This window comes from Halorientalis regularis, assembly GCF_023698535.1.
Lineage (GTDB): Archaea > Halobacteriota > Halobacteria > Halobacteriales > Haloarculaceae > Halorientalis > Halorientalis regularis.
This window is the reverse complement of record NZ_JALJCL010000003.1, coordinates 117,974-138,355: the sequence shown is the minus strand read 5'-3', so window position 1 is coordinate 138,355 and position 20,382 is coordinate 117,974. Positions and strand designations below refer to the sequence as shown.

Below are 20,382 nucleotides of genomic sequence, written 5' to 3'. Positions count from 1 at the left end.
TCCATCCGACCGGTTTGCCGTCCAGCCCGTCGGTTACCGGTGATCCAGCGGTCCCGGACGCCGTCCACTTCCACCCTGCGTTGCGAACCTTCTTAGGCGAGTGGGCACAACCCGGTGACGACAGATGGCGCGCGCGGAGGACACCGAAGTCATCGATCTCTTCGAGGAGTTCTACCGCAACTACTACCGCAACGATATCGGTGAACTCGCACAGAAGTATCCCAACGAGCAGAAATCCCTCTACGTCGACTGGCAGGACCTCTACCGGTTCGACCCCGATCTGGCCGACGACTACCGCAACCACCCCAGCCAGTTCCAGGACTACGCCGAGGAGGCGTTGCGCCTCTACGACCTCCCCGTCGACGTGAAACTCGGACAGGCCCACGTCCGTGTCCAGAACCTGCCCGAGACGACCGGGATTCGCGACATTCGCGCCGACCACCGCGGCAAGCTGATCGCCGTCACTGGCATCGTTCGCAAGGCCACGGACGTCCGTCCCAAGGTGACGACCGCCGCCTTCGAGTGCCAGCGCTGTGGCACGCTCACCCGCATCCCCCAGTCCGCCGGCGATTTTCAGGAACCCCACGAGTGCCAGGGCTGTGAACGCCAGGGCCCCTTCCGCATCAACTACGACCAGTCGGAGTTCGTCGACGCACAGAAGATACGCGTCCAGGAGAGCCCCGAGGGACTCCGGGGCGGGGAGACGCCCCAGAGCATCGACGTGAATATCGAGGACGACATCACGGGCCGGGTGACCGCCGGCGACCACGTCCGGGTCAGCGGCGAACTCAACCTCGACCAGCAAGGGGGCCAACAGGAGAAATCGCCCATGTTCGACGTGTACATGGACGGCTCCGCGGTCACCATCGAGGACGAGCAGTTCGAGGACATGGACATCACCGACGAGGACAAAAAGGAGATCGTCTCCCTCTCGGAGGAAGACGACATCTACGAGCAGATGGTCGACTCCATCGCCCCCTCGATCTACGGCTACCGCCAGGCCAAACTGGCGATGATCCTCCAGCTCTTTTCGGGCGTCACGAAACACCTCCCCGACGAATCGCGGATTCGGGGCGACCTGCATATGCTTCTCATCGGGGACCCGGGTACCGGGAAGTGCGTTCGCGGAGATACCCGGGTCACACTGGCCGACGGTAGTGAACGACCGATCCGGGAACTGGTCGAAGCGAATCTCGACGATCCGAAACCGGTCGACGACGGGTTCTACGACGAGGTGGACCTGGACGTTCCATCGCTCGGGACTGACGGGAAAATAGGACTCCGGCGCGCGACGAAGGTCTGGAAACGCGAAGCGCCGGACCGTATGTACCGTATCCGGACGGCCAGCGGATACGAACTCGAAGTCACGCCGTCGCATCCGCTGTTCGTCCAGTCCGGGGGTCGGTTCGACGCGACGAAAGCAGAGGCATTGGCTGAGAGGCAGTTTATCGCAACCCCGAGAGCTATTCCCTCGGAGGGCGACGACGAAATCGAGGCCGAGTATCGCCGCTCGCGGGCGAAAAATGCCGTTCGATTGGACCTGCCAGAGACGTGGACACCGTGGTTAGCACGGCTGCTCGGGTACATCGTGGCAGAGGGATACGTCGAACAACGCGAGAACGAGACCGGATACGTCTCCATTACGAACGACGACCGCGAGGTACTCGAAGATGCGACTGACGCACTCGAACGCCTCAACCTGAACTACGCGGAACGTACCCCTCGCGAAGGCAAGTCTGCACGCGAGATACTGTGTTCGTCGGGTGAGTTTGTAAGCTTCCTCCGACGGCTGGACGAGAACATCCTCGGATCGTCCTCGGAACAGCGCGTCCCCGACGAGATCATGGGGGCGAGCAGTCGGACGAAAACTGCGTTCGTTCGCGCGTTCGTCGAAGGTGAAGGCCACGTGTCGGCGTCTCAGCGCGAGATCACAGTCGCGTCGATGAGTCGTGACCTCCTGGAAAACATCCGGAGCCTTCTGCTGTCGCTCGGAATTACATCGCAACTCACCGAGCGCCACAACGGTAGCTATCGACTGCGAATTAGCGGTTCACAGTTCGAGCGATACGTCCAGCGAATCGGGTTCGTCACTGACCGGAAGTCCTCGGTGGCCGGATCGTACGACAAGACGCCCGGAAATACGAACCGTGACATCGTCCCGAACCTCGGGGACGATCTCAGACGCATCCGCGAGGCGCTCGATCTGACGCAGGCCGAGTGCGGTCTGCCACGCACTACGTATCAACACTACGAACGCGGGGACCGAAATCCGAGCCGAGAGAGCCTTCAGACTATCGTCGATGCGTTCGAGGCGCGTCTGGCTGAGAGAGCGACGCAGTCTTCCCTCGTCGCGGACGGTGGTAGCACTGGCATAGAAGGGGACGTTTCGGCGCTTCGATCACTCGCAACGGGCGACGTTCTGTGGGACGAAATCGAGTCGATAGCGGAAATCGAACCCGACTACGACTGGGTTTACGACCTCGAAGTTGAGGGAACGCACAACTACATCTCGAACAACGTTGTCTCCCACAACTCTCAGCTCTTACAATATATCCGAGAAATCGCGCCCCGTTCCGTCTACACGTCAGGGAAAGGCAGCAGCTCGGCAGGCCTTACCGCGGCGGCCGTGCGCGACGACTTCGGCGACGGCCAGCAGTGGACACTGGAGGCTGGAGCGCTCGTACTGGCCGATCAGGGCATCGCAGCGGTCGACGAACTGGACAAGATGGCCGCCGACGATCGGAGCGCAATGCACGAAGCGCTCGAACAGCAGTCCTACCACCCGGATTCGGAGGTATTGCTCGCCGACGGTCGGCGAGTGAACATCGGCGAGTTCGTTGACGAGCGGATGGCCGACCGACCGGGCGAGGTCGTCGACGGTGTGGACTGTGAGATCCTGCCGGTCGCGGACGTGGGCGTCCACTCGGTCGACCTCGGCACGAACGAGGTCGAGAAGACGGCGGTCGACCGAGTGAGTAGACACGAGGCTCCCGACGAGTTCGTCCGTGTGACGTTCTCGAACGGTCGGGACGTGCTGGTGACGCCGGAACATCCGATGTTCGTCGACGACGGCGGCGAAGTCGGGACCGTCGAAGCAAACAGTATCGAAGAGGGCGCGTTCGTTCCCGCACCCCGGAAGCTCCCGAACTCGGCGGAACCCGTCAAACTCGATCCCGAGATCCAGCAGGGCAAAGAGAAAGACGTGTCTCTACCCGAGGAACTGTCGCCCGATCTGGCCGAGATCCTCGGGCTACTTACCGTGGACGGCCACTCGTACGCCGGATCGGCCCACGAGATCGGGTTCTCGAATCAGGACGACCGTTTGCTCGCCCGGGCGGCCGACCTGATGTGCGACGTGTTCGGGATGGAGAGTACGGACACGACGAACGCCGCGGGGACCGTTACGAAGCGGTGGGTCTCGACAAAACTCTACCGGTGGTTCGAGGAGAGCTTCCCCGAAGTGATGCACACCGCGCGGGACAAGCGGATCCCGACGTCGGTTCTCGGGGCTTCCGAGGAGGAGATTCGTCGGTTCCTCGTCGGTGCCTTCGCTGGCGATGGGGGAGTCGAAAGCGAGGCGATGTCGTTCTCGACGGCTTCGGAGGGACTGGCGCGGGACTACGCCGACGCGCTCTCGAAGATCGGCGTCGCTTCCCGAATCCACCACGACTCGGCCGAGGACTCGTGGAACGTCTACGTGACGGGTGACTCGACCGAGCGGTTCGTCGATCAGGTCGTCCGGTCGGCGGACGACCGCTACGACGACGCTCGAGCGTTCGTCGACCGGAGCAACGAGACCCGGCGACACCACGACGTGCTCCCGACCAGCGCTGCTCGGGAGATCCGGGAGCTACGGAGTCTGCTCGGACTCCGGCTCACCGGCAAGTTCCGTCCGCACCTCGACGAGGGCTACGGCGTCCAGATCGAGACTGTAGAGAACGAACTCGACGCGCTTCGGGAGCGGGCCGACGAGTTGCGTGGGGAACTGACTGGAACCGAGACGCTGGGTGATATTCGCGAGGTCGTCGGCTGGTCGGGCCGTGAACTCGGTGAGCGGATCGACGAGACGACGAGCACGATCGACTACCCGGAGGACGGCGGTTACGACGCCGACGGACGCTCCGAACTGGCCGACGCGGCCCGAACCGCTGTCGAAGATGCACTCGCCGAGTTCGAGCGTCGGGCGGACGAACTGGAACGGCGGTGTGACCTCCGGTACTACCGCGTGACCGACGTGGAGACGGTTCCCAACGAGGGCGAGTACGCCTGCGACTGGGTGTACGACGTGACCGTCGAACCCACGAACACCTTCGTCAGTGAAGGCGTCGTCCTCCACAACTCCATCAGCGTCTCGAAGGCTGGCATCAACGCGACCCTCAAATCGCGCTGCTCGCTTCTCGGCGCGGCCAACCCGAAGTACGGTCGCTTCGACCAGTACGAGCCAATCGCGGAGCAGATCGACCTCGAACCCGCCCTGATCTCCCGGTTCGATCTGATCTTCACGGTGACGGACAAGCCCGACGAGGAGGAAGACCGGAACCTCGCGGAACACATCCTGACGACCAACTACGCGGGGGAGCTGAACACCCATCGGCAGGAGACGAGTGCCTCGGACTACACGGAGGAGGAGGTCGAACGGGTCACCGACGAGGTCGCGCCCGAAATCGACGCGGAACTGCTCCGGAAGTACGTGGCCTACGCCAAGCGGAACGTCTTCCCGACGATGACCGAGGAGGCCAAAGCCGAGATCCGGGAGTTCTACGTCGACCTGCGCTCCCAGGGGACCGACGAGGACGCGCCGGTGCCGGTGACGGCCCGGAAACTGGAGGCGCTGGTGCGGCTGGCGGAGGCGAGCGCCCGACTCCGATTATCCGATACCGTCGAACAGGCCGACGCCCAGCGGGTGATCGAGATCGTCCAGCGCACCCTGGAGGACATCGGGATGGACCCGGAGACGGGCGAACTCGACGCGGACGTGATCGAGACCGGCACGTCGAAGAGCCAGCGCGACCGGATCAAGAACCTGAAGACGCTAATCGCCGACATCGAGGACGAGTACGACGAGGGTGCGCCGGTCGAGCGCGTGCTCGAACACGCCGAAGAGGCCGGGATGGAGCGGTCGAAGGCCGAACACGAGATCGACAAGCTCAAACAGAAAGGCGAAGTGTACGAACCGCGCAACGACCACCTCAGGACGACATAGGATGGACCGGATCTCGGCGTTACGGAACCTCGAAGACGCCCTCGAATCGTTCGAGGACGGTGAGACGGACCTGGAGGGGCTAGAGCGTGACGTGCGTGGCATTTTGCGGACGTACGCGACGGAGTTCGAGGGCGAGTTGGCGGCCTATCGGGTCAGCAGCCCCGAGCGTGTGGCTGGTGCGGTCGTGATGGCGACCGGTGAACCCGACGCTCGCGAGCGGGTTCGCTCGTTATTCGATGGGGTGTCCGACGGCCCGGTCGAGGTCGACCGCGTCACCGATGCTGGGGCGGGACAGTCGGGCGACTAGACAACACCCGAAGGATTTTAGCAGGCTCTCCCAAATAGGGTGACAGAGCGCCGGTGACAGCCGAAATGTCAGACATCAACGAGCGAATCGGGGACGCGACGACAGTTATGTTCGGCGCGCCATCGATGAGCAGTGGGGCCGACGGGACCTGCGTCGACCTGCTCACGCAGGACGCACCCGGCCAGGTGAGCGTCCTGTGGGTGTCCTTCACCAAGCCGGCAGGGGCCTGTCTCGACCGCTGGCGGTCGGCTCACGACACGGATCCGGCGGATTTCGGCGTGATCGTCGTCGGCGAGACGGTCGGCGGTGGCGGCGGGAACGCCGACATCGACTCACAGGCCGTCCAGACCATCTCGAACGCGAGCGACCTCACCGGCATCGGTATCAAGGTCGGCGAGTTCATCTCGGGACGGGACGAGCGGATCGCGGTCTGTTTCGACTCGCTGACCGCTCTGTTGCAGTACGTGGATCTGGAAACTGCCTACGAGTTCCTCCACGCCCTGACGGGCCAGCTGCACTCGGTCGGTGCCACCTCCCATTTCCACATCGACCCGAACGCGCACGACCAGCAGACCATCGACACGCTCCTCTCGCTGTTCGACGCCGAAGTGCGCCTCGACGAGGACGGGACCGCCAGCGTCCGGACACGTAACCTCGTCGGGTAGCCGGTCGACGAATTTAGATACTTTTTTGACGTGTTGGGCAGGCGATTCGCCTGTGCTGTTGGTGGTGACCTATTCCCGGGCGGCTCGGCAGACGCTCCGAAACGCGTGTGAAGCCCACGAGGAGACGGTCGTGCGCCGACTCGGCCGTGCGGCGCTGTTCGAGGAGACCGAGTTCGGGGCCTTCCTCGCACTCAGACTCCGGGCGGAGTACGGCGTCGACGTGCAGGTCGAACGGACGGACCCGCTCAACGAGTTCGAAGCGGTGCCCGAGGGTGTCCGGGAAGCTGCGGAAGCCTACGCCGACCGGGAGCACGCCAGCACGCCGTACGCGAAGTTCGCGGCTGGCGACGACCATCCTGATCCGGCGGCGATGAAAGACCGCGAACTATGAGGGTCGACGACGGGGAGACGGTCCGGGAGGGACGCGTCGTCGACGCGCGCGCCCTCGCCCTCTCGCGGGCCGACGCCGTCGCGGCGATCCGGGGGGATGGGGCGGCCGTCGCCGTCGCCTGTCCCGAGCCAGGGGCCGCTCACGAGCGGGTCGGCGAGGTGTATCCGGAGCTGTCCGTCTCGATCCGGGGGGCACTCGCGGCGGCGGCGCGCTCTCGGGGTCACACCGCGCCACAGGACGACCGGATCGCGGAGATCGAGTCGGAACTGGCAGCGCTGACGGTGCCGGACGTGTCGACGCGACCGGCCCGGGCGGACGTGGCCGACCGGGCCGACGCGGTCGAGCGCCTCGACGAACGGGTGGCGGAGTTGCGCGGGCGGGTGCAGGCACTTCGTGAACGCGACGCCGAGACCGACGCGGTGGAGACCGAACTGGCGGCGGCGATGCGTGCCCTCACGGAGGCGAGGACCGATCTGATCGCCGCTCGCGAGAACCACGACGCGGCCACCGAGACCGCCCGGGCGGCACGGGACGCCCGCGAACGCCGGATGGTACTGGAAGATCGGCTGGCGAACCGCCGTCGGGCGGCCCGCGAGGCTCTCGCCGACACCATCGCCGACGAGTACCGGGACGCCGTCGCGGCCGCGCCGTGGGCGACGCCGGCCGATCCGTTCGAGGTCGACGACGTGACGGCGGTGCTGGCGGCGGCCCGGGTCGCCGACCTGCGTGCGCCAGTCGTGCTGTCCTGTGACCGGTTCGACGGCCCCGCAATGGCGGCCGACTGGCTGGACGCCGAGGTCCTTCGCCTGTAGTTTATATCCGAAGGCAGGACCAGCCCGTCCCATGGTGACGCTCTCCTGTACCGCGTCGCGCGAGAACGGCGTGACGCTCGTGACCGGTCGCGTCGAAAACGCAGGCGACTGTCGTCGCGTCCGACTGACGAGTCGCCTCGACGCCCCGCTCTGGCCGCCGCGTCGTCAGGGCGTGCCCGCCGAGGGGTGGGACGAGGACGGGTTCGAGTGCGTTCTGGCGGCCGACGAGGTTCGGCCCCTGGGGTTCGCGAGTCCGGCACCGCCGACAGAGCCGCCGCTGTCCGTCGCGGAGACCGAACCGGTCGACGCCGACGACGACGGCGTCGAACCACGGGTCACCGTGCCGACCGCCGAGTCGACGGCGGACGGCGTCGTCCGGGCGCTCGGTGCGCCCCGCCCGCCACGGGACGCGGTGCCGACGCCCGGGACAGGCAACGATGACTCCTCGCCCGAATCCGGAGCGGCTGGCTCGGCGGTGTCCGAACCCGGCGACGCCGGGCGGAGGCCGGTCGTCGGGGCAGCCGACGGCGACGGGGCCAGGGCGGATCGCGACAGTGCCGATGCGAGATCCGAGGACGCGCCGGTCGGAGCGGCGCTGGATGCCGTTGCAGTACGCGTCGAGACCGCCGACCGACTCTCGGCGGCGACGCGAGTCCCGGACGCGACCGAGGCGCTCCGTGCGGTCGGCGGTATCGCTGGCGCTCGCGATCTGGACGCACAACTCTCCCGTGACGTGGAGCGACTGTCGCGGCTGGCGACCCGGGCGGCGGAACTGGCCGAGCGCGCGGAGGCGGCGACGGTACCGGTCGAACGGCTGGACCGGGTGCGATGATCCTGGCGGTCACCGGTGGGAAGGGCGGGGTCGGGAAGTCGACGGTGGCGTACAACCTGGCGGCCGCACTGGACGCCGTGGTCGTCGACGCTGATCTCGGGATGGCCGACCTGCCGGCCGCTCGCGGCCCCGACCTCCACGACGTTCTCGCGGGGCGGGCCGACCCGGTCGAAGCAGTTCGAGAGGGCACGCCCGTCGCCATCCTCCCGTGCGGGCGCTCGCTGGCGGGTGCGCGGGCGACCGAGCCGACACGGCTGGTCTCGGCCGTCGAGTCGGTCGCGGCCGAGTACGGGCGAGTGGTCGTCGACTGTCCCGCGGGACTGGGTGGGGACGTGGGGCTGGCGCTCTGTGCCGCCGAGGCCTGCGTGCTGGTGACGACGCCAGCCGAGCCAGCGGTCGCCGACGCGGTCCGGGCCCGGGCGCTGGCGCGGGAACTGGACGCCGGACTGTCCCGGATCGTCCTGAACCTCGCCGGGGCGGCTGGAACGGCCGACGCGCTCGCCCGGGAACTCGGCGCGCCGGTGACGGCGATCCCGGAGTCGGCCGCCCTGGCCGACGCACAGGCTCGGGGGCAGCCGGTCACCGGGGTCGCGCCGGAGAGTACCGCGGCGGCGCGGATCGAAGCCCTCGCCGAGGGGGTGCGGACGACCGTCCGGTCGGCGACGAATCCGGGAGGTTGATTCGGGACGGCCGTGTCGGCCACACGCATGGCTGGTGACGAGTTCCGGGTCGAAGTGAAGGCGTCGGCCATCGACCGGAACTCCGCCGTCGCGGAACTGGTCGCGAGCGCGGGCGAGCGACTCTCCTACGGGGGTGAGGGAGACGCCCGTGCGGACGCAGCCGAACTGACGCGACGCGGGGAGAGTCCGGTACGGATCCAGGCGGTCGCGCCACAGGACGACACCGATGCCGACGCGTATCTGGTCGCCGGCAGTCGGACCAGAGCGTCGATCCCGGCGGCCGCGCCCGACGACGGCTGGCAGTTCGGCGTCGACGCGAGCCAGTACGGCGCGCTGGGCGAGGCCCTGCTCACGGCGGGTGACGGGACGGCACGGCCGCTGGCGCTGTACGTGCGCCACGACCTGGAACTCGACCCGGAAACGTCGCTGTCGATAGACGTAGACGAGTCCCCGCAGGCGGTCACGAAACCCGGGACACCCGGGCGCTGGCAGCCCGACTGCGCGCTGTCGGTCGCGGTCGCCGGACGGACGGTGGCACGCTACCGCTGTGAGATCAAGACGGGCGGCGGCTCGCTCGAACGGTCCCAGCGGGAACTGATCGAGTACGCGGCCCGCGAGACGCCGGTCATCTACGCCCGCGTCGATGTCTCCGGCCTGCCACGGGAGTACGAGGTCTCCTTCGAGCAGTTCGGCGAAACGTCGCGGGACACGCCGACGGACGCGGCCCAGCGGTCGCTCGAGGACTGGTCCGACCGGAGCGACGAGTGACCCGGACTCGCACGAACGGTCCGCTCATTCCCGGAGGTCCTGATAGGTCGACCGGAGTGTCACTGGGGTCACGCCGGCGGTCTCGGCTGCTTCGGCCTGCGTGAGGTCGTACTCTTCTTGCCGTGCCGCGAGGTAGAGACAGCCGGCAGCGACGCCCGAGGGGTCCCGGCCCGAGACGAGCCCGCGATCACGGGCGGTGTCGACGAGCGCGTCGGCTCGACGCTCGACGGCCTGCGGGAGGTCGAGCTGGCTGGCGAAGCGGGGCAGGTACTCCGCGGGGTCGATGGGCCCCGTCGGGAGTCCGAGGTCTTGATTGAGGGCGTCGTAGGCTGCGGTGAGCTCCGATTCGGAGGCGCGGGCGGCGTCGGCCACCTCGTCGAGCGTCCGCGAGACCGAGGCGGTCCGGCAGGTCGCGTAGACGACGGCCGCGGTGAACCCCTCGATGGAGCGACCCCGGAGGAGGTCTTCCTTCTGGGCGGACTCGAAGAGGACACAGGACTGATCGCGAACGTGGTCGGTTAGATCGAGCGCGCTGACGAGTCGCCGGATCTCGCCGAAGGCGTACACTCGGTTGCGCTCGGCCTTGGATTTGATCCGGGACCGGCTGTGCTGGCGGCGCATCCGGGCGAACCGACGGCGCTTGCGCCCCTTGAGCCGGGTCGACCGGCCGATCTCCGTGGTGAGACCACGATCGTGACGCGACCGGGTCAGCGGCGCACCGGTCCGCTCCTTCTCGGTCTCGTCGTCGGCGAAACTCCGCCACTCGGGCCCGCGGTCGATGTTGTCCTCCGCGACGACGAGGCCACACTCCCCACACACCGTTTCGCTCTCGCTCTCGCGGAGTCTACCCTCACACTCCGGACAGCACTGCGTTGACGTAGCCATCTTACAGTCGAAGGTTGGCCCGGGATCAGTATTTAAAGAACGGCCGAACCGCACGGAACCGCCCGAAACCGGCCGGACAAACATACCGGTAACCGGTACCTTCGTGGCGCGGTGCGGTGTGGAGCGGCGTCGATATGGGTGCCCACTCGTTCCGTTCCACGAACATTTATTTACGAGATGGCAGAAGCGCCGCGTATGGGGTTGTCGGACATCGCTGCGGGGGTGGAGGTGACGACGGAACAGCGGGACCGCGGTGTGGCGACCGTCGACGAGACGGACGCGGACCTCGCCGAGCGCCTGGCCGACCACGCCGACGAGCTGCCCTGTGCACCGGCGGTGGCGGCGACCGTCGTCGAGGTGTACGCCGAGGGCCGCGCTATCGACACGGCGGCCAGCGTCGCCGAGGTCGCGCCGACGACGGCCGCGAAGACGCTGCACCTGTGTGGCGAACAGGTCTCGCCGCTCGGGCCGACCGGGCGCGGGATCGTCCGGGACTGGCTGGACGCGAAACTGTCCCGGACCGAGGCGATGGAACTGACCGGGGCCAGCGAGCGGGCGTTCGCGCTGGCGGCGTACGTCGAGACCCACGAGCCGATTCCGGCGGCACGGGAGGCCGTCACGGCGACGCTCTCGCGGGGGCTCGGTGGGGAGGAACCGTTGGACGAGGCGATGAGCAACGTCACTGACCTCCGTGCGTCGGAGACGAGCGGTCGGCAGTGACGTTGCGAGTGAGCAGTGTCACTGACCTCCGTGCGTCGGAGACGAGCGGTCGTCCTGACGGTGATTCTGGGGACCAGTTAAGGGACAGCGGGTCTTGCATGTGGTATGCGCGTACTGGTGACCGGTGCGACGGGGTTCGTCGGAAGCCACCTCGTGCCGGCACTTCTGGCGGGCGACCACGACGTGTCGGTGCTGGTCCGGGACCGTGAGGGCTACGACGGGCCCGACGCGGTGTCGGTCTTCGAGGGCGACCTGCTCGACCCGGGGAGTTTCGACGACGCCCTCGACGGCATCGAAGCGGCGTACTACCTGGTCCACTCGATGCGGGCGGGACCGGACTACGCCGAGCGGGACCGGTGGACGGCGACGAACTTCGTCGCCGCAGCCGACGACGCCGGCGTCGAGCGAGTCCTCTACCTCGGCGGACTGGGCGAGAAGCGCGACCGCCTCTCGGAACACCGCACGTCACGGCGGGAGGTCGAACACATCCGCGCGGACGCGGCGTTCGAGCCGACGAGTCTGCGGGCGGCGATCATCGTGGGCGACGGGAGCGCCAGTTTCGAGATGGTCCGGCAGTCGGCGGTCCGCCTGCCGGTGATGGTCACACCCCAGTGGGTCGACACGCCCTGCCAGCACATCGCCATCGACGACGTGGTGACGTATCTGGCCGAGGTCCTCGACGTGCCAGAACTCGCCGGGCGAACCGTCGAGATCGGCGGCCCGGAGGTCATGAGCTACAAGGAGGTGATGGCCCGGACGGCCGAGATCGTCACCGGACGGCGGCCGGTGATCGTCCCGGTGCCCGTGCTGACGCCGAAGCTCTCGGCGTACTGGGTGAACCTCGTGACCGACGTGCCACGCTCCGTCGCCCATCCCCCGATTCTGAGGCTGAAAAGCGCGGTCGTCGTGCAGGACGACAGTATCCGGGAGTACCTGCCCATCGAGTTGACGCCGTTCGAGATGTCGGTGCGGCGGGCGGTCGGCGACGGTGCCGACACCCCCGAGCCGAAGTCGGTCGCCGCGGGGGAGCGCTGATGGACGTCGAGTACGGGGAGACCTGGACCTACGAGAGCATCGTCGGGGCACTGCCTGGCATCGACGTGTCGACGCGAGCGGCCGTCCTGGTCCAGTTTCTCGTCTTCGAGGTCGCAGTCCTCGGGCTGGCGGCGATCTACGACCTCTGGGTGGCGGCGGCCGCGGGCACCGTCGCAGTCGTCGTCGCGACGGCCGGCAGCGTCGAGATGCTCCGGATCAGCCGCTTCGTCCGCGGCGAGGCAGTCCCCGAGAGCTACCGCCGCCTGCTGTTCGGGTCCAGCGTCGAGGTCGTCCTCTCGGTGCTGGCGTACGTGGCGCTGATCACGCACCTGTTCGTGTACGACTCACGCTCCGGGACGCCGCTGTTGACCACACTGTTCGGCCCCGAGCCGCCGATCCTGGTGGTCTACCTGGTCTTGCTGGTGCTGTGGGACGTGTGCTACCGGATCGGGACTGGCTGGTGGGCCAGCGTCGTCGCGCTGTGGCGTTCGGCCCGCTATCGGTTCGACCCCGCGACGGCCCGGGCGCTCCAGCGGGCGGACCTGGAGACGATGGGTTTCGGTATTCTCCAGCTAGTGCTGGTCCCGTTCCTTGCCTCGGCACCAGTCCTCCGAACGGCCGTCCTCGGACACGTCGCGGCGGTCACTGTCGTGACGGGCGCGTCGATACTGCTCCTACGGGTCCGGACAAAAAGGGCTACTCCGAGTTCATCTCCTTGAACTGGTCGAGCAGGTCCTCCGCGGACTCACCGCTGTCGTACTCGACCTCGCCGTGGTAGTTCGTCCGCTCGTCGTCGAAGTCAGCGTCTACCTCGCTGTTTTTCCGCTCACGGCGCTCGTGCTCTTCCTCGTCGTAGGCTCCCATCGACATTGGTACTCACACCCACGATAGGCAGTAACTGCCTATGAATGTAACGGTAATTAATAAAAATATTGATGAATGGGTCGAGATGGCGCGCGTCGGGCCGGCTACGAGCCGTCGAGGGCGACGGCCCGCGTCCGGTTCCAGGTGCGTTCGTCGACGACGATCAGTTCGTCTTGGCCGAAGACGTACATGTAGTCGTCGACGTACATCGCGCGCAGGGCCGCGCCGTCGGTGTCGACCGTCGTCTTCACGGAGAGGTCACCGTCGCTGTAGTCGACGACCGTCCCGCCCTGGCCGGTCGGCAGGAAGAAGACCTCGTGGCGGCGGTCGAGCAGGAACGCGTGGTGCGTGTCAGAGACGGCCGACCAGCCCGCACCGAACCGGTGGTCGTCGTCGATGGTCGGGTCCGAGGGATTGGACACGTCGAACAGGACGGCCTTGACCTGGCCGTCCTCCTCGCCGATCCCGAGGACGTGGTTCTCGTCGACGGGGTGGAGATAGGAGGAAAAGCCCGGGAGTTCGAGCTGGCCGACCTCCTCGGGGTCGTGGGGATCGGACACGTCGACGACGTGGAAGGGATCGACCCGTCGGAAGGTGACGACGTAGGCGGTGTCACCGACGTAGCGGACGGCGAACACCTCCTCGTTCAGGCCCATGTCCTTCGCCGCGCCGAGCCGATCCAGACTGTCGGCGTCCAGCGTGTAGAGGTCGTTGGCCGATTGGGCGCTGCCCGCGGCCGGCACCGTCGTCGTGATGCGGAGCGTCCCCTCGTGTTCCGAGAGTGAGAACTGGTTCAACGGGCGGCCCGGGACCGTCCCGACGGTCTCGACGGCGAGGTCGGTCCCGTCGACATCGACCCGGACGATGCCCGTCGTGAGCAGGTCCCGCTGGTGGTCCGCGAGGAACGACCGGTAGTCGTTGCTGATCTCGCTGGCCACCCGGTCGCGCTTCGACCGGTCGAGCGTGGCGAGATACTGCTGCAGGATGCGGTTGGCCTCCCGTTCCTTGGAGGTCGCGGAGATGTTGTAGCTCTCGATCTCTTCGAGGCGGTCGACCGCCCACGCCGGAAGACGCTCGCTCTGCCGTTCCAGCAGGAAGTCGACGCGGAGCGCCCCGCGTTCGCTCCGCTCGGTGTAGGTCACGTACAGCGACTGGTTGGACATGTAGACCGCCGTGTTGTCCTGCGTGCCGACGAAGCTGATCGCGTCACCGACCGCGCCGCTCTCGGCGTCGAGCGCGAGCGCCGAGTAGGTGGCGTCGACCGGCACCTGCCGCGTCGGCCGATAGATGTCGTCACAGGCGATGGCCGCGTCGCCGCCCAGCGGTTGCACCGGACAGGGGTCGTCGACCGACACCGACGACCGCGTAACCAGGTAGAGCCGTCCGTCGATTTCGCGCGCGGTGACGACCTCGTCTTCGAGCGGATGGGCCCAGACCTGCCTCGGTGCGGCCGGATCGCTCACGTCGTAGCCCCGAACCGCGTCGTCCTCGAGGACGACGAGCGTGTCGTTGACCTGCAGGAGCCGGCCGCTCGCGTCTATCGACCCGATCTCCTCGGGAGCCTCGGGCGGCGTCGCCGCGAGGACGTAGGTTTCGTCGTCACCGTGATCCGGGCGTCGGGGTTCCATCCACGGCTCGACCCGCTGGCGCTGTGGCGCGTAGTAGACGTTCCGGCCATCGTTTTTCAGGATGTCCGGCTCCTGGAGGCCGGCCACCTGGACGTTCGTGTTCGAGACGCGTTCGGGCGCGCTCTCGCCGCCAGCGCCGCCCGACGCGGCACTGCTCCCGACCGCGTCGGTCCGTGCGGGAGGTTCCCGCTGGACGGCCGGTTCGCCGCGGACGACGGTCGGCTGGGCCGTGAACCGGACGCGCCGCACCCGGAAGGGCGCGTCGACCGCCGCGAGCCGCTGGCCGCGCTGGACGTACGCCGCGACTGCCGCTTCGCCTTCGAACTGCACTATCGTCGCGTTGTCGGTGGGTTGGTCGTCGCTGTCGTTCACCACGTCCGCCGGCGGGCGCGTGGTCTCACCGCCGAGCGCCAGCGCGCCGGCGACCACGACAGCGAGGACGACGATTGCGAGACTCGCTCCGAGAAGTCGGGTTCGATCCATACGAGCGACTCCCGTAGCCGCGATAAAGGTTGTATCGTTGACTCAAAGGGCCGTTTGACTCTCCGGCCAAAACGAGACGCCGTGAGCCACGAACCGCCGCAAGCGACCGTCAGCGACGCTCGAGCTGTCAGAACGAGACCTGGTCGTGGCCGTCCTCGCCGAGACAGGACGGGTCACGGTCGCTGTACCCCTCCCGACCGATGGCGTTGCTGCTGACGGCCGACAGCGTCGCCAGCCGCAGGTCCTCGGCCGTCTCGAACGTCTCGGTTTCGAGTCGCCCCAGCACGTCCCCCAGCTGTTCGTCGCCGTTGGGCAGTTCGAGTTCGATGTCCCCGTACTCCTCGATGACCTCCTCCGTCGTCGCGGGGTACGCCTGCGCACCGATCCGGTCGTCCAGCCCGCTCAGTAGTCGCATATACTCCGATCGTTAACGGTCGTTGATAAACGTTCGCTATCGAGTCTTCTAGTGACATTAAGGGCCACGACCACAAGCGGCATGGAGCCGGGGGGCCCAGCGCTGGCATGGTCGTCGCGGACGTACACGTTCACACGACGCGCTCGGACGGGACGCTGACCCTCGACGCGGTGCCGGCGGCGGCCCGCTCGGCCGGTGTCGAGGTCGTGGCGCTGACCGATCACGACCGGATTCAGCCCGCGCTCGACGCGCCCGTCACCGAGCGCGAGGGGATCACGCTCGTCCACGGGATCGAACTCCGGGTCGACGCGGGGGACCAGCGGGTCGATTTGCTGGGATACGGCGTCGAACAGACGCCCGCGCTCACGGACCTGGTCGAAGAGATCCAGCGCGACCGCGCGGAACGGGGCCGCGCCATCGTCGAGTGCGTCGAGGACAGACTCGGCGTGGACCTCGGCGTCGAGTCGCGGCCGGGACTGGGGCGTCCCCACATCGCCCGGGCCGTCGAGGCGAGTCCGGCCGACTACGACTATCAGGACGCGTTCGACCACTTCATCGGCGACGATTGCCCCTGCTACGTCGCCCGCGACATCCCGACCATCGAGCGCGGCCGCGAGGTTCTGGCCGAAGCCTGTGGCGTAGTCGGCCTGGCCCACCCGCTCCGGTACGACGACCCCGACGCCGCGCTCGACCTGACCGCGGACCTCGACGCCGTCGAGCGGTACTATCCATACGGCCACGACGCCGACCCGACGACGGTCGAGCGAGCTATCGAGGCCCACGACCTGCTCGTGACCGGCGGGAGCGACGCCCACGACGAGCAGCTGGGCCGAGCCGGACTGGACCGGGCGGCGACCGAGCGGTTGCTCGCCTCACTCTGACCGTCAGACGGTCGGCTGACGGCTTCGCAGGGTTCAAAGCCACGGGCGTCATAGGCTAGATCATGCGGTGTCACTACTGCGACCGCGACGCGGACATCGCGGTCGAGAAAGACGGCGTCAAGGTGGGCGTGTGTGAGACGCACTTCCGCGAACAGATGGAGTCGCTCGCCGACAGCGACGCCCTCGCGAACCTCGAAGAAGAACTCGACATCGACGGCCACGAGTGACCCCCGGCCCCTCCCCGGCCACTGACCCGCCGAGCGCGTGGATTTTTCCCCCCGGCACCACAAACCCACATATGGACAGAGCCACCGTCGACGACCTCGACGACCGGATGGGGCCGGCCGACACCAAGCGCAAAGTCGGCGACGCCCTCGGCGCGACCGACATGGCGCTGAACTACTACGAACTCGCACCCGGCGACAGCTTCGGTTTCGGCTACCACCGCCACAGCGACCAGGAAGAAGTGTTCTACATCGCCGAGGGTGCCGTCACCTTCGACACGGAAGACGGCGAAATCACCGCGACCACGGGCGAGTGCGTCCGCTTTGGCCCCGGCGAGTGGCAACTCGGCACCAACGATGGCGACGAGCGCGTGGTCGCACTCGCCATGGGCGCACCACAGGACATGGGCGAGACCGAGATGCTCCGGCACTGCGCCGACTGTGACGGCCAGACCGAACAGGATCTGGAACTCACCGACGACCGCGACGCTATCTTGACGATCTGTGTCGAGTGTGGCGCGGAGACGGGCCGCTTCGAGTAGAAAAAGACCAGGCTGCGAACCCGGTCGCTGCCCGCGTTCGCACCGCACTCGTACCGCTTACAGCGTCACTCGTAGGCTGCGAACCCGGTCAGATCCTCCCCGAGAATCAGGGTATGGATGTCGTGGGTGCCCTCGTAGGTATAGACGGTTTCGAGGTTCGCCATGTGGCGCATCGGCGAGTAGTCCGCCGTAATCCCGTTGCCCCCGAGGATCTCGCGGGCGATGCGGGACTGGTTGCGCGCCATGCGGACGTTGTTGCGCTTGGCCATCGAGACGTGCTGGGGGCGCATGTCGCCGCGCTCTTTGAGGTCCGCGAGCCGGTGGGCTAGCAACTGGGCCAGCGTGATCTGGGTGGCCATCTCCGCGAGTTTGTCCTGCTGGAGCTGGAACCGGGCGATTGGCCCGCCGAACTGCTCGCGGTCGGTGGCGTAGTCGCGCGCGGTCTCGAAGGCGTCTCGGGCCGCGCCGACAGCGCCCCAGGCGATCCCGTAGCGGGCCTGCGTGAGACACCCGAGGGGACCGCCCATGCCCTCGACGCCGGGCAGGAGGTTCTCCTCGGGGACGTACACGTCGTTGAGGCCGATCTCGCCGGTGATCGAGGCCCGGAGCGAGAGTTTCTCGTCGATCTTGTTCGTGGAGACGCCATCGCGGTCGGTCTCGACGAGGAAGCCGCGAACCGGCGTGTCCGGATCCGTCCGGTCTCGCGCCCAGACGATTGCCACGTCGGCGATGGGGGAGTTCGTGATCCAGGTCTTCGAGCCGTTCAGCACGTAGCCTTCGTCGGCTTCCTCGGCGCGAGTCTCCATGGCGGTGGGGTTGGAGCCGTGTTCGGGCTCGGTCAGGCCGAAACAGCCGACGGCTTCACCGCTGCCGAGTTTGGGCAGCCAGTGTTCCTTCTGCTTCTCGCTGCCGTAGGCGTGGATCGGGTACATGACGAGTGCGCCCTGCACGGAGGCCATCGAGCGCAGGCCCGAGTCACACGCCTCCAGTTCCTGCATCAGGATGCCGTAGGCCTTCTCGCTGACGTTGGGCGAACCGTACCCTTCGAGGTTGGGCGCGTAAAAGCCCATCTCGCCCATCTCCGGGATCAGATCCTTGGGGAACGTCCCCTCGATCCAGTGCTCGCCGATGTCCGGCCGCACCTTCTCGTCGACGAACTCCCGGGCCGACTCCTGGATCATCCGCTCTTCTTCGGAAAGGTCCGCCTCCACGCCGTAGTAATCGAGCATACATCTGCCTAGGTTTCCAGTGGTAAAAACACTACTCAACTGAACGGCTGTTGTTAAGCGCCGCGGTCGCCAGTCCGTCTCTCGGGTGGACCGAACCTGAACGGGGTTCTCACAGCCGAACCGTCCGGTCTCGTTGGGCCTCGCCCACGGTATCTAGTCGTCCGCGGCGCTGGTCCCCGGGTCACCGCCGGTCCGGTCGGTCCGCACGTCCCGGACGAAGGCGGTGAAGTTGTCGAACAGGCGCTTTGCCTCACAGGCGGCGTCGTAGTTGTCCGCGTGGATGCCGTCGAGGACCTGCTGGATGCGTGCCTGGCTCAGCTGGTCGTCTTTCCCCTCGGTGACCGACGCCGCCGTCTCCATGTCGTACTCGGGGTGGAACTGGACGGCGAACACCTGGTCTTTCCGGAAGCCGTGGATGCCGTAGTCGTTCCGGGCGAAGACGGTCGCGCCGGGCGGGGCCTCGACCACGCGGTCGGAGTGGGTCGTGAAGACGGTGAAGTCCTCGTCGACGCCGTCGAGCAGGCGGTTCTGGCCGTCCTGTTCGACGGTGCGGTAGCCGATCTCGTACTCGTCCATGGCCTCGACGCGTCCGCCCATGACGTCCGCGAGCAACTGGTGGCCGTAACACACGCCCAGTGCGGGGAGGCCGGCCTCGATGGCGTCGCCGACCCAGGCCTTCAGCTGGCCGATCCACTCCCGTTCCCAGTAGACGGAGGCCCGCGAGCCCGTCACGACGAACCCGTCGTAGCGGAAGCTCTCGGGCACCTCACCCTCCGGACAGTGGAACTCGACGAGGTCCGCGTCGAGTTCGCGACGGAAGTTCCGTCGGGTGTCTGCACCGTCGTGGGCCGCGTTCAACAGGGCGATGCGTGGCCGCGTCATCACTCACTAGCAACGACTCCAGACTGAAAGGCTCGTTCGTCTCGACACGTCTTGCCGCCCCCGCGCTCACCCGTCGAGATCGGCGTGTTCGTCCAGCTGACCCGACAGAGTGTCCGCGACGACCGTGGGCTCCTCGGTGGCGACGAGGTGGCCGGCGTCGATCCCCTCGAAGGTCCCTCGTGGGAGGTCCGCGGCGAGGTCCCGCCCAGCCTCGACCGGGACCACGGCGTCCGCGCGGCCGTGGATCACGAGCGCCGGCGTCGTCACCTCGTACAGGTCCGCCATTGCGAAGTCGGTCGTCGCGGCGATCTGTGCCGCCCAGCCGTCGGGGTCGGCGTCGTCCTTGGCCCGCCAGTCGACGATCCGGTCGACCGCGTCGGGGTGGCCCTCGACGACGCCGGGCGAGAACGCCCCGCGAAGCGAATCCCGGAGCCTGTCGGGGTCGTCACGCGGTGCCTGCAGGCCGCGCAGGGCGTCGGCGTCGACGCGGCTCCCGTCGGCCGTCGTCCCGAGCAGGGCGAGCGTCGCCGCCCGGCCGTACTCGCGAGCGTGCTGAAGCGCGACCATCCCGCCCAGTCCCGCGCCGACGAGGTGCACAGTCCGGGTCCCGTGTTCCGCGAGCACGGCCTCCAGGTCGGCGGCGAGCGTCGCCACGTCGTAGGGGCCTGACGGGACATCGGAGCGGCCGGTCCCCCGGAGGTCCCAGACGAGCGTCTCGACGGGACCGGCGAGCGCGTCGACGAGCCACGACCAGCACCACGCGCCGTAGCCCGCTGGTTCGACGAACGCGACCGTCGGCCCCGAACCGGCGGTCTCGTAGTACAGCTCCACGTCGCCGTTGGTCGCGGTCGGCATACGTCGTCGGTAGTTCCTACAGCGTCAAGAACCCCGCCATCGCCTCCGGGTCCGGTGGGGTGTGGTCGGCCTGCGTTCGCT

General features: G+C 67.6%; 21 protein-coding genes. 14 read left to right on the top strand and 7 right to left on the bottom strand.

Annotated elements, in window-relative coordinates; translation table 11 throughout:
- The first annotated feature begins 124 nt into the window (after positions 1–124).
- The 8 genes from MU521_RS04725 to MU521_RS04690 all read left to right on the top strand — a co-directional run bounded on the left by MU521_RS04725 (position 125) and on the right by MU521_RS04690 (position 9,658).
- Positions 125–5,203 (top strand): LAGLIDADG family homing endonuclease, encoded by a 5,079-nt coding sequence (locus tag MU521_RS04725; RefSeq protein WP_092688052.1) that lies wholly within the window; start codon positions 125–127, stop codon positions 5,201–5,203.
- Between the two features lies 1 nt (position 5,204).
- Positions 5,205–5,510, top strand: a complete 306-nt coding sequence (locus tag MU521_RS04720; protein ID WP_092688055.1) for a DUF7854 family protein — start codon at positions 5,205–5,207, stop codon at positions 5,508–5,510.
- Positions 5,511–5,575: 65 nt separating this feature from the next.
- Positions 5,576–6,175 carry a DUF7504 family protein gene (locus MU521_RS04715; RefSeq protein WP_139171050.1) on the top strand — a complete coding sequence of 200 codons (600 nt, stop codon included), beginning with the start codon at positions 5,576–5,578 and terminating at the stop codon, positions 6,173–6,175.
- 52 nt (positions 6,176–6,227) lie between these two features.
- Entirely contained in the window at positions 6,228–6,566 is a 339-nt protein-coding gene (locus MU521_RS04710; RefSeq protein WP_092688061.1) for a DUF7855 family protein, read from the top strand.
- A complete protein-coding gene (locus MU521_RS04705; RefSeq protein ID WP_092688064.1) occupies positions 6,563–7,378 on the top strand; it encodes a DUF7856 family protein in 816 nt (271 codons plus the stop codon). Before MU521_RS04710 ends, MU521_RS04705 begins: the two co-directional genes overlap by 4 nt.
- Positions 7,379–7,409: 31 nt before the next feature.
- Positions 7,410–8,210, top strand: a complete 801-nt coding sequence (locus MU521_RS04700) for a DUF7857 domain-containing protein (protein WP_092688067.1) — start codon at positions 7,410–7,412, stop codon at positions 8,208–8,210.
- On the top strand, positions 8,207–8,890 hold the full coding sequence (locus MU521_RS04695) for a MinD/ParA family ATP-binding protein (protein WP_092688071.1): 684 nt from the start codon (positions 8,207–8,209) through the stop codon (positions 8,888–8,890). Before MU521_RS04700 ends, MU521_RS04695 begins: the two co-directional genes overlap by 4 nt.
- 27 nt (positions 8,891–8,917) lie before the next feature.
- The gene (locus tag MU521_RS04690) at positions 8,918–9,658 is read left to right on the top strand and encodes a DUF8081 domain-containing protein (RefSeq protein WP_092688073.1); all 741 of its coding nucleotides are present in this window, start codon (positions 8,918–8,920) and stop codon (positions 9,656–9,658) included.
- A 24-nt stretch (positions 9,659–9,682) separates the two neighbouring features.
- Here the strand turns inward: MU521_RS04690 and MU521_RS04685 are convergent, their stop codons facing one another.
- Positions 9,683–10,543, bottom strand: coding sequence for a transcription initiation factor IIB (locus tag MU521_RS04685; protein WP_092688075.1), 861 nt, complete (start codon positions 10,541–10,543; stop codon positions 9,683–9,685).
- Between the two features lie 195 nt (positions 10,544–10,738).
- On the opposite strand from MU521_RS04685, the gene MU521_RS04680 reads away from it, so the two are divergent.
- The 3 genes from MU521_RS04680 to MU521_RS04670 all read left to right on the top strand — a co-directional run bounded on the left by MU521_RS04680 (position 10,739) and on the right by MU521_RS04670 (position 13,017).
- The gene (locus MU521_RS04680) at positions 10,739–11,263 is read left to right on the top strand and encodes a DUF7858 family protein (RefSeq protein ID WP_092688078.1); all 525 of its coding nucleotides are present in this window, start codon (positions 10,739–10,741) and stop codon (positions 11,261–11,263) included.
- A 105-nt stretch (positions 11,264–11,368) separates the two neighbouring features.
- Complete coding sequence (locus tag MU521_RS04675; RefSeq protein ID WP_092688081.1) at positions 11,369–12,298, top strand: NAD(P)H-binding protein; 930 nt, start codon at positions 11,369–11,371, stop codon at positions 12,296–12,298.
- Positions 12,298–13,017 (top strand): DUF7530 family protein, encoded by a 720-nt coding sequence (locus tag MU521_RS04670; RefSeq protein ID WP_092688084.1) that lies wholly within the window; start codon positions 12,298–12,300, stop codon positions 13,015–13,017. The genes MU521_RS04675 and MU521_RS04670 overlap by 1 nt, the downstream gene beginning before the upstream one ends.
- Here the strand turns inward: MU521_RS04670 and MU521_RS04665 are convergent.
- From MU521_RS04665 to MU521_RS04655, 3 genes are all read right to left on the bottom strand, one after another.
- Positions 12,995–13,168, bottom strand: a complete 174-nt coding sequence (locus MU521_RS04665; RefSeq protein WP_175452766.1) for a DUF5786 family protein — start codon at positions 13,166–13,168, stop codon at positions 12,995–12,997. The two genes, MU521_RS04670 and MU521_RS04665, sit on opposite strands and share 23 nt — an antisense overlap.
- A gap of 98 nt (positions 13,169–13,266) precedes the next feature.
- Positions 13,267–15,273 carry a beta-propeller domain-containing protein gene (locus MU521_RS04660; protein WP_092688088.1) on the bottom strand — a complete coding sequence of 669 codons (2,007 nt, stop codon included), beginning with the start codon at positions 15,271–15,273 and terminating at the stop codon, positions 13,267–13,269.
- 127 nt (positions 15,274–15,400) lie between these two features.
- Positions 15,401–15,688 carry a DUF5789 family protein gene (locus MU521_RS04655; protein WP_092688091.1) on the bottom strand — a complete coding sequence of 96 codons (288 nt, stop codon included), beginning with the start codon at positions 15,686–15,688 and terminating at the stop codon, positions 15,401–15,403.
- Between the two features lie 107 nt (positions 15,689–15,795).
- Here MU521_RS04655 and MU521_RS04650 point away from each other — a divergent pair, with 107 nt between their 5' ends.
- From MU521_RS04650 to MU521_RS04640, 3 genes are all read left to right on the top strand, one after another.
- The gene (locus tag MU521_RS04650) at positions 15,796–16,569 is read left to right on the top strand and encodes a PHP domain-containing protein (protein WP_092688094.1); all 774 of its coding nucleotides are present in this window, start codon (positions 15,796–15,798) and stop codon (positions 16,567–16,569) included.
- Positions 16,570–16,631: 62 nt separating this feature from the next.
- Complete coding sequence (locus MU521_RS04645; protein WP_175452767.1) at positions 16,632–16,796, top strand: DUF6757 family protein; 165 nt, start codon at positions 16,632–16,634, stop codon at positions 16,794–16,796.
- A 71-nt stretch (positions 16,797–16,867) separates the two neighbouring features.
- Positions 16,868–17,335, top strand: a complete 468-nt coding sequence (locus MU521_RS04640) for a cupin domain-containing protein (protein WP_092688097.1) — start codon at positions 16,868–16,870, stop codon at positions 17,333–17,335.
- 65 nt (positions 17,336–17,400) lie between these two features.
- Here the strand turns inward: MU521_RS04640 and MU521_RS04635 are convergent, their stop codons facing one another.
- From MU521_RS04635 to MU521_RS04625, 3 genes are all read right to left on the bottom strand, one after another.
- The gene (locus MU521_RS04635) at positions 17,401–18,564 is read right to left on the bottom strand and encodes an acyl-CoA dehydrogenase family protein (protein ID WP_092688100.1); all 1,164 of its coding nucleotides are present in this window, start codon (positions 18,562–18,564) and stop codon (positions 17,401–17,403) included.
- A 153-nt stretch (positions 18,565–18,717) separates the two neighbouring features.
- Entirely contained in the window at positions 18,718–19,446 is a 729-nt protein-coding gene (locus tag MU521_RS04630) for a type 1 glutamine amidotransferase (RefSeq protein WP_092688103.1), read from the bottom strand.
- 66 nt (positions 19,447–19,512) lie between these two features.
- Positions 19,513–20,301, bottom strand: a complete 789-nt coding sequence (locus MU521_RS04625; RefSeq protein WP_092688106.1) for an alpha/beta fold hydrolase — start codon at positions 20,299–20,301, stop codon at positions 19,513–19,515.
- Positions 20,302–20,382: the final 81 nt, after the last annotated feature.